We start from the raw sequence: 12267 nt of genomic DNA on the forward strand, positions 1-12267 counted from the left end.
AAGACGACGGCCAGTCAGGCTGTTGTCGACATAGACTAGGCCCTGTCCAAGCAGCTTCGGTTGTGGGATTGGGGTGATGGCCGGCATCGCCGCCCATGTTTCTCTTTCTTCCTCGAATGGTGGTGGTGGCCGCAGCGCTGATAGAGCGATGCGGTGCCGATGACGGACGAGAGTTCGGGCCCGTAGCTCAGTTGGTTAGAGCGCACCCCTGATAAGGGTGAGGTCGGTAGTTCGAATCTACCCGGGCCCACCATGCTTCTTCGTGAGGAAGGGGCGTGGTGGACCCGGGGGTCCCTCCCAGGGTTGCGGTTTGGTCCTCGAATAGGGGCTTTAGCTCAGCTGGGAGAGCACCTGCTTTGCAAGCAGGGGGTCGTCGGTTCGAACCCGACAAGCTCCACCATTCGGAAGAAAGCAAAGTTTGCGGCACGGCTTTGGTTGTGTCGCCCGTTCTTGAACATGTGAAGAGAAGACGGATCCTGACGGGTCACCTGGCGGCAACGCACGGGTGGACTGGTCCGAGGTTCCTCGCTGGAAGGGTTCATCGCCCGACCGGGTCAAACGAGGGCTTCTGTTGGATGGGTGTGCCTGACCGCCGCCCTTGGGGTTCGTCTCTGGAAGCTGGTCTTTCGCCAGTTCCGCCTCTAGCCGGGGTGGGATTGGCATGAGCCATGCTGCAGGACGCCGATCCCCGTTGCACGCGGGCCGGTGTTTGCATGGCTCGAAGAGAATGAAGCGCACATGAGCATCTCTCTCTTCTCAGCAGCAAAGCCGACGATGACGAACGAGACGCCCCGAACCCGATGAGGGTTCGCAAGGCCGACCGGCCGTCGCCGCTCGTGCGGCGCGCCCCGCGCAGACGATCGCCTCGATAGGCGATCGGCGTGAGCGGAGCTGAGAACTGATGATCATGGGCGATGAGAACGATCAAGTGTCTTAAGGGCATCTGGTGAATGCCTTGGCATGCACAGGCGATGAAGGACGTGATACGCTGCGATAAGCCATGGGGAGCTGCGAATAAGCTTTGATCCGTGGATTTCCGAATGGGGCAACCCACCTCCGAGCCTTGGTCAGATCGGAACGGCACTGGATGGCGATGAGCTGTCCGGTGGTGTTGCGGTGACCAAGGTTCAACAGCGAGGTATCTAACCTTCGAATACATAGGGGTTAGAAGCGAACTCGGGGAACTGAAACATCTAAGTACCCGAAGGAAAGGACATCAACCGAGACTCCGTTAGTAGTGGCGAGCGAACGCGGACCAGGCCAGTGACCATCTTGAGAAGAAGCCGAACAGGTTGGAAAGCCTGACAAGAGTGGGTGATAGTCCCGTAGGCGCAATGTCTGAGATGGTCCATGAGTAGGGCGGGACACGTGAAATCCTGTCTGAAATTGGGGGGACCACCCTCCAAGCCTAAGTACTCGTGCATGACCGATAGTGAACCAGTACCGTGAGGGAAAGGTGAAAAGCACCCCGACAAGGGGAGTGAAAGAGAACCTGAAACCGGATGCCTACAAACAGTAGGAGCCCAAGGTTTGTCCTGGGTGACTGCGTACCTTTTGTATAATGGGTCAGCGACTTAGTCTGGCGAGCGAGCTTAAGCCGATAGGTGTAGGCGCAGCGAAAGCGAGTCTGAACAGGGCGTTCAGTTCGTCGGATTAGACCCGAAACCGAGTGATCTAGCCATGAGCAGGTTGAAGGTGCGGTAACACGCACTGGAGGACCGAACCCGCATCTGTTGCAATAGATTGGGATGACTTGTGGCTAGGGGTGAAAGGCCAATCAAACTCGGAAATAGCTGGTTCTCCGCGAAATCTATTTAGGTAGAGCGTCGACCGAATACTCCAGGGGGTAGAGCACTGAATGGGCTAGGGGGACTCACCGTCTTACCAAACCCAATCAAACTCCGAATACCTGGAAGTACTAGTCGGCAGACACACGGCGGGTGCTAACGTCCGTCGTGAAGAGGGAAACAACCCTGACCGACAGCTAAGGTCCCCAAGTTATGGCTAAGTGGGAAAGGATGTGAGAATCCCAAAACAACCAGGATGTTGGCTTAGAAGCAGCCATCATTTAAAGAAAGCGTAACAGCTCACTGGTCTAGATTTAAGGGTTCTTGCGCCGAAAATGTAACGGGGCTCAAGCCATACACCGAAGCTTCGGGTTTACGCCTCTGGCGTAAGCGGTAGCGGAGCGTTCCCTAGGCCGTTGAAGGAGGATCCGTGAGGACCTCTGGAGGTATGGGAAGTGCGAATGCTGACATGAGTAACGATAAAGGGTGTGAGAGACACCCTCGCCGAAAGTCCAAGGGTTCCTGCTTAAAGTTAATCTGAGCAGGGTGAGCCGGCCCCTAAGGCGAGGCCGAAAGGCGTAGTCGATGGGAACCACGTTAATAGTCGTGGGCCTGGTGGTGAGTGACGGATCCCGTGTGTTGTCGACCCTTATTGGATTGGGTCGGCTGCGAAGGGGTCCCAGGAAATAGCCCCACCGTATAGACCGTACCCGAAACCGACACAGGTGGACTGGTAGAGCATACCAAGGCGCTTGAGAGAACTGCGTTGAAGGAACTCGGCAAATTGCACGCGTAACTTCGGAAGAAGCGTGACCTCCACGGGCGCAAGCTTGTGGTGGTGGCACAGACCAGGGGGTAGCGACTGTTTATCAAAAACACAGGGCTCTGCGAAGTCGCAAGACGACGTATAGGGTCTGACGCCTGCCCGGTGCTGGAAGGTTAAGAGGAGGGGTGCAAGCTCTGAATCGAAGCCCCAGTAAACGGCGGCCGTAACTATAACGGTCCTAAGGTAGCGAAATTCCTTGTCGGGTAAGTTCCGACCTGCACGAATGGCGTAACGACTTCCCCGCTGTCTCCAACGCAGACTCAGTGAAATTGAATTCCCCGTGAAGATGCGGGGTTCCTGCGGTCAGACGGAAAGACCCCGTGCACCTTTACTATAGCTTTACACTGGCATTCGTGTCGGCATGTGTAGGATAGGTGGTAGGCTTTGAAGCGTGGGCGCCAGCTCGCGTGGAGCCATCCTTGAAATACCACCCTTATCGTCATGGATGTCTAACCGCGGCCCGTCATCCGGGTCCGGGACAGTGTATGGTGGGTAGTTTGACTGGGGCGGTCGCCTCCCAAAGAGTAACGGAGGCGCGCGATGGTGGGCTCAGACCGGTCGGAAATCGGTCGTCGAGTGCAATGGCATAAGCCCGCCTGACTGCGAGACAGACAAGTCGAGCAGAGACGAAAGTCGGTCATAGTGATCCGGTGGTCCCGCGTGGAAGGGCCATCGCTCAACGGATAAAAGGTACGCCGGGGATAACAGGCTGATGACCCCCAAGAGTCCATATCGACGGGGTTGTTTGGCACCTCGATGTCGGCTCATCGCATCCTGGGGCTGGAGCAGGTCCCAAGGGTTTGGCTGTTCGCCAATTAAAGCGGTACGTGAGCTGGGTTCAGAACGTCGTGAGACAGTTCGGTCCCTATCTGCCGTGGGTGCAGGAATATTGACAGGATCTGTCCCTAGTACGAGAGGACCGGGATGGACATACCTCTGGTGGACCTGTTGTGGCGCCAGCCGCAGTGCAGGGTAGCTATGTATGGACGGGATAACCGCTGAAGGCATCTAAGCGGGAAACCCACCTGGAAACGAGTATTCCCTATCAGGGCCGTGGAAGACGACCACGTTGATAGGCCGGATGTGGAAGCGCGGTAACGCGTGAAGCTGACCGGTACTAATCGCCCGATCGGCTTGATCGTTCTCATTCGCCCATGATCATCCCCGCGCAATCGCCAAAGCGATTGTCGCGAGGCGCCATACCGGCGCAATTCCGATAGGAATTGTCGCTCCAGGTGGCATAGATCATGAGCTCATTCTCTTCGAAATCCAGCTTCCAGACTGATGCGATTGGCCGACCTGGTGGTTCTAGCGGGGCGGCCGCACCCGATCCCATTCCGAACTCGGCCGTGAAACGCCTCAGCGCCCATGATACTTCGTCTTAAGACGCGGGAAAGTCGGTCGCTGCCAGGTCTGCCAATCGCATCCTCCCTCTCTTCATGCCCTTCAACGCCCGCCCCGGTCACCCCGAGGCGGGCGTTCTGGCGTTCAGGCACCCGCGTCGGTCGCGTCGGTCGCACCTGCGTCGGCCGCCGCGCGATCGGCACCGGCCTCACCGCTCGCCGCGCGATCGGCACCCCGCCCAGCCGCTGAGAGGCCGAAGCGCGCCGCCAGGGCCCCGCCATAGCGCCGCAGGTCCTCGCGCAGCCGGAACAGCGCCAGGTCCTTCGCCTTCGCCTCCAGCATCACATCGAAGTCGAGACCCGCCACCCGCTCCAGAAACATCACGAACTCGAACGGGTTGATGAAATCCGCATGGCCCGTCATCACCGGCGCAACAGGCCGCAAGACCTTGCGCCCCGTCGCCCGATCCACCACCCGCTGCTCGCGCAACTCCGTGCGCGGCGACGAATAGTGGATCTTGGCGACCTCGCCAGCCGGCCACGTCGAAAGCATCCGCGACACCGTCTCCCGCAGATCCAAACCGTCCGGGTTCAGGCACCAGAAATGCTGGTGGTCAAACACAAGGCGTACTCCCGTCCGGGCGTGAAGCCACAGCGTGTCCGCCGCCGAGAACCGGAGGTCATCGTGCTCCAGAACCAGCCGGCGCCGAACCGGCTCGGGAAGCGTCTCCCACGTGCGGGCCCACCGCTCGCGGCTCGCCAGGACGTCGCCGTACACACCGCCCACATGGATCACCAGAACTGCCTCCGGACTGACGTGACCCCCTGAATTTCAGCCACGGATGGCTAGAGTCCGCCCAACGATAGGGGACGGACGGATGAAGAAGTCACGGTTCACGGAAGAGCAGATCATTGCGATCCTGCGGGAACAGGAGGCGGGCGTTGCAACGGCTGAGGTCTGCCGAAGACACGGCGTCAGCTCGGCCACGTTCTACAAGTGGAAGGCCAAGTACGGCGGCCTCGACGTGTCGGAGGTGCGACGGCTGAAGGGGCTGGAGGACGAGAACGTCCGCCTGAAGCGGATGCTGGCAGATGCCATGCTCGACAACGCCGCGCTGAAGGATCTTCTGGGAAAAAAGTGGTGACGCCCGCCGCCAGACGGGAGGCCGTGGCGCCCTTGCTGCGACCTTCCAGATGAGCGAGCGGCGGGCGTGCCGGGTGATCGGGGCGGACCGGGCGAGTGTTCGATACGAGGGGACGCGACCTGATGATGGGTTGCTCCGAGCACGGCTGAAGGAGTTGGCGGGCGAGCGCCGTCGGTTTGGCTACAGGCGGTTGCACGTCCTGCTGAAGCGGGAGGGCCATGCCGTCAACCGCAAGCGCATCCAGCGGCTTTATCGCGAGGAGAAGCTGACCGTTCGCCGTCGCGGCGGGCGCAAACGGGCCATGGGAACACGGCGACCGATCGAGACGCCCATGGCCGCCAACCAGCGCTGGAGCCTGGACTTTCTGTCCGACCAGCTCACAGACGGTCGCCGCTTCCGGATCCTGGCCGTGGTCGACGACTGCACTCGCGAATGTCTGGTGCTGGTCGCCGACACGTCGCTGTCGGGTCTGCGGGTTGCGCGTGAGCTCGACGCCATCGTGCGTCGTCGCGGGCGCCCGACGACCATCGTCAGCGACAACGGCACGGAGTTCACCTCCAACGCGATCCTGACATGGGCGAACGAGACCTGCGTTGGCTGGCATTACATTGCGCCCGGCAAGCCGCAGCCAAACGGCTTCATCGAGAGCTTCAACGGACGGCTGCGCGACGAGCTTCTGAACGAGACGTTGTTCCGATCCCTGCCGCATGTCCGCGCTGTGCTGGAAGCCTGGCGGCGGGACTACAACGAGGAACGACCGCACTCCAGGCTCGGCTGGATGACGCCTCGGGACTTTGCCCGCACCATTACCAAAACCACCGGCCGAAACGCTGCGCTCAACAACAGCTCCGCGCTTCGGCCTCTTGCAACCGCCATCGACGATGGCTCAGATCACGACAGGACTCTCGCTCCCGCTGGATGAAAAACGGGGGTCACGTCACTACCCGTGCGACATTTGCCGTTTGCGCTCGCCCCTGGGAGAGCGATGCTTGATGATGGCCTTCATTCTCTCGAAGCCCGTCAGCCAGGTCGAAAAAGTGGAGAATCGATAGTCAGGGGTCGCGTGAGTGACTGAGCAGCACATCGCAAAACCCGACGCAGCCATTTCGAGCGCAGAAATTTTCCACTGTTGTCCGCTGAACTTGCGAACAGAAGGCGCTTACCAAAGCGAAACGTCGATGACGATGATGATATCATGAGGGTGCCAGCCTCGCCTAGAACGCACTGCTGCCGAGGCAACTTAGAACACCAAGGCCACAATCCTTCCGAGCAATTGTCCGCTTGCGTGGCGCCGTTGATCGAGTACCAAACTTAACCCGAAACAGGGGACAGCGGCGATCAGAGTCTGACCTAATCGCCAACACCATCTCCATCATAAGTTCCAGACATGTTATAATATAGATTATGGAACGTAAACTGAGTGCCTGTTGCGAAACGGACAGACTGAGCTGGCGGCCGACGAATATGTGGCTGCGTCGCTCCGCTAGCACTACTTTGGCAGATCATTGGTGATGAGCGGGAGCCTGCAATGCGGGCATATGTTTGGGGGCGGTTGGGCGAAGGCTTGGATGAGCGCGGCCCGAACGGCTGGCAAGCTCGGTTGCGGTGGTCCCGACGGTGATGGGCGTGCCGTTCTTTTTTTCCCGCCTCGCCTCGGTCAGGCGGCGAGATTGAAGGAACAGCAAGGCGATCATGCTCATGAGCGCGTGCTGGTGAAGGCCTTTCCCATGATCGGCCCTCGAAGTGGTCGAGGCCGAGTTTCTCCTTCATCTGCTGGTGCGCTTGGCTCGCACACCCAGCGCGCCTTGATGGCGCCGGCGAGGCGCGTCAACGGCGTCTCGGGTGGCAGATTGGCGAGATAGTACTTCCTCTCGCCCGACGAGCGATGCTCGCCGACAAGCCAGACCTCCTGGCCCGGCAGGTGCTGTGCGCCCATGGCGCCGATGCGCTGGGGCGGGCCGTCTGCCACGCGCACGCGGATGGCAGCGAAGCGGGCGGCCAGCGGGCCCTTCACGCCGCGCCGCCAGGAGAGCTTGCGCCATCGCACGCTCTCCAGCATGGCCTGGACCGGAACCGAGACGACGTCGGGCATATGGTTCTTCCTGGGTCGCCCGCGGCTTGCGACGGGGAAGATCATCGCCACGTCGGACGGGTAGACCTTTTGTGTTCGGGGATGCCGACCGCCCAGGACAGGCCGCGGTCGCTCAGAGCCTGTCGGAACGGTGCCGACAGGCCGTATCCCGCATCCGCCAGAACGCAGCCGAAGCGAACACCGGCGGCGCGCAGCCGATCGATCTCCTCGATCGCGATCTCGGGTTTGGTCCTGTAGGCTCTGCGATGCTCCGGCACACCGGTTCTGGCGAGCCGCGCCTCGTCACTCGTCCAGCTCTCGGGCAGGAACAGCCGCAAGCCCACCATGACCGGCACCTCACGAGACGCGAGCGTCAGCGACGCCAGCGTCTGGCAGTTGGCATTCTTGCCCAGCGCCGAAGCGTATTGCGGCGCCACGCCGACCGAGTGCGCGCCCTTCTTCGGCAGCGCGTTCGCAGGCGAATGATTCGCTGGATCATTCGCTTTTCCTGCTCACCGTCGACGATCAGGAAGGCCTTGTCCCCGCCCAGCATCGCATCGGCCTGACGTGCCAGTTCCTGCTCCAGGGGCGCTGCGTCCCACACACCGGCGCCGACAAAATGATGCAACTGATCGTAGCCGACGACGCCGTTGCGCAGCGCCATCGGCTGAATGCTCTTGCGCTCACCAATCGCGATCAGGCCTGCCACATAGGCCGGGCATATCCTGGCCCACGCCTTATGCCCCAGCGCCGTCAGGAACGGCGACAGCCACCGTTCCAGTTCCACTCGCCGATCCGATCCCACGGTCGGCCCTCCCTAAGCCGACCTCCTATGAATCACCGATCAAATGCCCGGGGAACCCCTTCTAGGCACATTCTGCCAAAGTAGTGCTAGGTGTTGGATCCCAGGGTTTGATGGTGTGATCCTCTCCATGGAATGGAAGGAGGCCCTATGGGACAGGTTCGTCACGGCAGCGCCACGACCACGCACGCCATCCGAGCAGCAATACAGCGATCGCAAGCTTCGCTCGCGACGCTGAGCCGGGAGCTCGGCATCAATCCGAAGACGGTGGCCAAGTGGCGCAAACGCCAGACCCTGGAGGATATGAAGACCGGGCCGAAGGAGCCGCGATCGACGACACTGAGCGAGGCCGAGGAGGCGATGGTCGTCGCGTTTCGACGACACACGCTGCTGCCGTTGGATGACTGCCTCTACGCGCTACAGCCGACGATCCCACATCTGACCCGGTCAGCGCTGCACCGATGTCTTCAGCGGCATGGCATATCCAGATTGCCGGATGTGGAAGGCGACAAGCCGAAGCGGCAGCAGTTCAAACGTTATCCGACTGGCTTCTTCCACCTTGACATTGCCGAGGTGCAGACCGGCGAAGGCAAGCTCTTCCTGTTCGTGGCCATTGATCGGACAAGCAAATTCGCCGTCACCCAGCTAGTCGACAAGGCGGACAGGAAAACGGCCTGGGAGTTCCTGGAGCGGCTGCTGCAAGCCGTGCCGTATCGGATCCACACCATCCTGACGGACAACGGCATCCAGTTCGCCGAGCAGCCGCGCAACCGTAACACCGCCTGGTCCCGGCAGATACGCTTCGACATGATCTGCGAGGAAAACGGTATCGAGCATCGGCTGACCAAGCCGAACCATCCGTGGACGAACGGTCAGGTCGAGCGGATGAACCGCACGATCAAGGATGCCACTGTCAAACGCTTCCACTACGAGAGCCACGATCAGCTTCGAACGCATCTCGCCGACTTCATGGCGGCCTACAACTTCGGCCGTCGGCTCAAGACACTTGGCGGTCTCACACCCTACGAATACATCGCCAAAATCTGGACCTCGGAGCCAGACCGGTTCATCGTCAATCCAATCCACCAGATGCCGGGACTGAACATCTAGAGGTTCAGCTCAACCTGCAGGCCATCATAGGCGGGCTGGACCGATGGGGGCACAGCTCGGCTGACGGTTTCATAGTCCAACGGCGTATGCATATGCGTCAGGATCGCCCGAGGCACGCCAAGGCGCTCGATCCATTCGAGCGCCTGTGACAATGAGAAATGGCTCGGATGCGGACGATGCTGGAGAGCATCGACCACTAGAAGCTCCGCGCCATCGATCACGTCGATCGCTTCAGGCGGGAAGTCGGATACGTCACTGGAATAAGCCAGAGGACCTATGCGGAAACCGAGCGAGTGGATGGTGCCATGGGTCTGGGCATACGGCCGGATCGTCAACGGGCCGGCCTGCCCTTCGACGACGAAGGGTTCGGCCGCTGCGATCGGCTTGTACCGGACGATCGGGGCATAGGAACTCCCGGGCGGCGTCCTGAAGCAGTAACCGAAGGCCTCGAACAGGCGTGCGTACGTGTCGGCGTCGGCGTAGAGATCTACGAGCTTCCTGTGATCGATGACATAGCCACGAACGTCGTCGAGACCATGAATATGGTCGGCGTGCGGATGCGTGATCAGGAGGCCGTCGATCCGCGTGACGCTTGCCGCCAGCATCTGCTCGCGAAAATCAGGGCCGCAGTCGATGACCACGCGCGTGACATCGTCGCCGTCAACAAGTTCGACCATGGCCGAACAGCGGGTGCGGCGGTTACGGGGGTTGGTCGGATCGCAGTTACCCCAGTCGCCGGTGATCCGCGGCGTTCCCGGAGATGACCCGCATCCAAGGATCGTCAGGCGAAGATGCCGGGCCATCAGCGCGGGCTCAAGCGAGGATCCGGTACCTTTCGGAAGAGCCGGAAGAAGTTGGCAGTCGTCTCGCCGGCGAACGCGTCGAAGTCTTTCCCCAACGCGTCTGCCAAGGCCTCGGCAGTATCGCGCACGAAGGCCGGCTCGTTCCGTTTGCCGCGGTTGGGAGGCGGTGCAAGATATGGCGCATCTGTCTCGACGAGGATCCGCTCGGGCGGGACCGACGCTGCGATGCTGCGCAACTCACCAGAATTCTTGAAGGCAACGATGCCGGAAAAGGAGACGTAACCACCAAGTTCGATCCCGACCTCGGCAAGACGTCGACCTGCCGTGAAGCAGTGAAGAACGAAGGGGAAGGCCCCCTTCCCGGCTTCGTCGCGGAGAATGCGATCGACATCGGCATCGGCGTCGCGAGCGTGGATCACGAGCGGCAGTTTCGTCTCGCGAGCCGCTTCGATATGACGGCGGAAGACACGCTCCTGCCGGTCATGCGGTGCGCGATCGTAGTGGTAGTCCAAGCCAGCCTCGCCGATCGCCACGATCTTCGGATGGGACGACAGTGCGACGAGAACGTCGACCGGCACTTCCTCCTCGTCGGCCGCATTCAGCGGATGCGTTCCGATCGAGGCGTAGACGCAAGGAAAGCGTTCGGCGACGCCAAGCACCCGGTCGAGGTTCGTCACCTGCGTGCAGATGCTCACCATCAGGCCAACACCTGCGGCGTTGGCGCGGGCGATCAGCGCTTCGCGATCCCCGTCGAAATCCGGGAAGTCCAGATGACAGTGGCTGTCGACGAGTTTGAAATCGGACATCAGGCCTCGTCGGCGACTGGTTCGACGTAGCGCGGAAAGACGCCGGCCGGCGCCGGAAGCGGCCGTCCAGCTCCCAGCATGAAACCCTGGTCGAGACGCTCGAAGCGCCGCTCCTCATCGGGAACATCAAGCAAGTCGAGGAGCTTGGCGATTGATCCGGGCATGACCGGCTGAAGCAGGATCGCGACGCGACGCAGAACTTCGGCCGTGACGTAGAGAACCGTTCCCATACGCGCCGGATCGGTCTTTCGCAGAACCCATGGCTCTTCGCCGGCGAAGTAGCGATTGGTCTCGGACACGACCGAAACAATGGCGGCGAGGAGGACGTGAAGTTCCTGCCGGTCCACCGCTGCACGGCAACGCTGAAGCAGTTGGCCGCTGGCCGCCAGGATGGCCTCGTCCGCCTCGGTGAATGCGCCGGGCGTCGGCAGGAAGCCGTCGCAGTTTTTCGCGATCATCGAAAGCGAGCGTTGCGCCAGATTGCCGAGATCGTTCGCGAGCTCGGAGTTCATCCGTCCGACGATCGCTTCGTGCGAATAGTTTCCGTCTTGTCCGAAAGGCACCTCGCGGAGCAGGAAGTAGCGCACCGGGTCGAGCCCATAAGCGGAAACGAGCGCGTTCGGATCGATCACGTTGCCGACCGACTTCGACATCTTCTCCCCGCGATTGAACAGGAAGCCGTGCACGAAAACGCGCTTGGGAACCGGCAGCCCGGCCGACATAAGGAATGCCGGCCAGTAGACCGTATGGAAACGGGCGATGTCCTTGCCGATGACGTGAAGATCGGCGGGCCAGAATCCGGCGCGATCGCCGCCATCGGGAAAGCCGGTGGCGGTCAGGTAGTTGGTCAGCGCGTCGACCCAGACATACATGACGTGCCGCTCGTCGCCCGGCACTGGAATGCCCCAATCGAAGGTTGTGCGGGAGATCGAAAGATCCTTCAACCCCGAGCGGACGAACGAGACGATCTCGTTCCGGCGTTCCGCAGGGCCGATGAAATCCGGGTGCTCGTCGTAATGCGCAAGCAGCCGATCGGCGAACTGCGAAAGGCGGAAGAAGTAACTCTCCTCCTCGACCCACTCGACCGGCGTGCCCTGCGGACCGAGCCGCTTGCCGTCTTCCGCAAGGCGCGTCTCGTCCTCGGCGTAATAGGCCTCGTCGCGGACGGAATACCAGCCGGCGTAGGAGCCCTTGTAGATGTCCCCCGCTTCCAGCATGCGACGCCAGATTTCCTGGCACGCCTTGCGGTGGCGGCCCTCGGTCGTACGGATGAAGTCGTCGTTCGAGCTGTCGAGAAGACGGCCCATCTCCCGGAACTTCGCCGAGTTCTTGTCCGCGAGTTCGAGCGGCGAGATGCCGAGGTTTCGAGCCGTCTGGAGCATCTTGATGCCGTGCTCGTCGGTTCCCGTCAGGAACAGGACATCGAAGCCGTCGAGACGCTTGAAACGGGCGATCACGTCCGTCGCGATCAGTTCGTAGGCGTGTCCGATATGCGGACTTCCGTTCGGATAGGAGATCGCGGTCGTCGTGTAGAATCGTTCGGCCATCGTACTGCTTCTGCCCGGATCGTATCG

At 61.1% G+C, this 12267-nt stretch carries 5 protein-coding genes, 2 tRNA genes, 2 rRNA genes and 2 pseudogenes; 6 read left to right on the forward strand and 5 right to left on the reverse strand.

The window, feature by feature from the left end:
* The first annotated feature begins 176 nt into the window (after positions 1–176).
* The 4 genes from ACLNGM_RS15870 to rrf all read left to right on the forward strand — a co-directional run bounded on the left by ACLNGM_RS15870 (position 177) and on the right by rrf (position 4026).
* A tRNA-Ile gene (locus tag ACLNGM_RS15870) sits at positions 177–253 on the forward strand.
* A 71-nt stretch (positions 254–324) separates the two neighbouring features.
* Positions 325–400 (forward strand) — tRNA-Ala (locus ACLNGM_RS15875).
* 522 nt (positions 401–922) lie between these two features.
* Positions 923–3755 (forward strand): 23S ribosomal RNA (locus ACLNGM_RS15880).
* A gap of 156 nt (positions 3756–3911) precedes the next feature.
* Positions 3912–4026: ribosomal RNA gene (rrf, locus tag ACLNGM_RS15885) — 5S ribosomal RNA — on the forward strand.
* Between the two features lie 75 nt (positions 4027–4101).
* Here rrf and ACLNGM_RS15890 read toward each other — a convergent pair.
* Positions 4102–4752: a hypothetical protein gene (locus ACLNGM_RS15890; protein ID WP_416355684.1), complete on the reverse strand. Its 651-nt coding sequence runs from the start codon at positions 4750–4752 to the stop codon at positions 4102–4104.
* Positions 4753–4834: 82 nt separating this feature from the next.
* Here ACLNGM_RS15890 and ACLNGM_RS15895 point away from each other — a divergent pair.
* Positions 4835–6023: pseudogene (locus tag ACLNGM_RS15895) on the forward strand (IS3 family transposase).
* A gap of 580 nt (positions 6024–6603) precedes the next feature.
* Here ACLNGM_RS15895 and ACLNGM_RS15900 read toward each other — a convergent pair.
* Positions 6604–7977 (reverse strand): annotated as a pseudogene (locus ACLNGM_RS15900) (IS701 family transposase).
* Positions 7978–8124: 147 nt separating this feature from the next.
* On the opposite strand from ACLNGM_RS15900, the gene ACLNGM_RS15905 reads away from it, so the two are divergent.
* Positions 8125–9084: an IS481 family transposase gene (locus tag ACLNGM_RS15905; RefSeq protein WP_416354951.1), complete on the forward strand. Its 960-nt coding sequence runs from the start codon at positions 8125–8127 to the stop codon at positions 9082–9084.
* On the opposite strand, the gene ACLNGM_RS15910 is transcribed toward ACLNGM_RS15905, so the two are convergent.
* The 3 genes from ACLNGM_RS15910 to metG are packed head-to-tail and all read right to left on the reverse strand — an operon-like array spanning position 9081 to position 12240.
* Positions 9081–9887 carry an MBL fold metallo-hydrolase gene (locus ACLNGM_RS15910; protein WP_416355685.1) on the reverse strand — a complete coding sequence of 269 codons (807 nt, stop codon included), beginning with the start codon at positions 9885–9887 and terminating at the stop codon, positions 9081–9083. The genes ACLNGM_RS15905 and ACLNGM_RS15910 overlap by 4 nt on opposite strands.
* Positions 9887–10693, reverse strand: coding sequence for a TatD family hydrolase (locus ACLNGM_RS15915; protein ID WP_416355686.1), 807 nt, complete (start codon positions 10691–10693; stop codon positions 9887–9889). The genes ACLNGM_RS15910 and ACLNGM_RS15915 overlap by 1 nt, the downstream gene beginning before the upstream one ends.
* On the reverse strand, positions 10693–12240 hold the full coding sequence (gene metG / locus ACLNGM_RS15920) for a methionine--tRNA ligase (RefSeq protein WP_416355687.1): 1548 nt from the start codon (positions 12238–12240) through the stop codon (positions 10693–10695). The genes ACLNGM_RS15915 and metG overlap by 1 nt, the downstream gene beginning before the upstream one ends.
* Between the last annotated feature and the right edge of the window lie 27 nt (positions 12241–12267).

This window comes from Aureimonas phyllosphaerae, assembly GCF_047943035.1.
Taxonomy (GTDB): Bacteria; Pseudomonadota; Alphaproteobacteria; order Rhizobiales; family Rhizobiaceae; genus Aureimonas; species Aureimonas phyllosphaerae.

What these genes read in the sequence shown, in the direction of transcription:
- ACLNGM_RS15905 (WP_416354951.1), top strand. Translation starts at nt 8,125, where the DNA reads ATGGGACAGGTTCGTCACGGCAGCGCCACGACCACGCACGCCATCCGA.
- ACLNGM_RS15910 (WP_416355685.1), bottom strand. Translation starts at nt 9,887, where the DNA reads ATGGCCCGGCATCTTCGCCTGACGATCCTTGGATGCGGGTCATCTCCG.
- ACLNGM_RS15915 (WP_416355686.1), bottom strand. Translation starts at nt 10,693, where the DNA reads ATGTCCGATTTCAAACTCGTCGACAGCCACTGTCATCTGGACTTCCCG.
- metG (WP_416355687.1), bottom strand. Translation starts at nt 12,240, where the DNA reads ATGGCCGAACGATTCTACACGACGACCGCGATCTCCTATCCGAACGGA.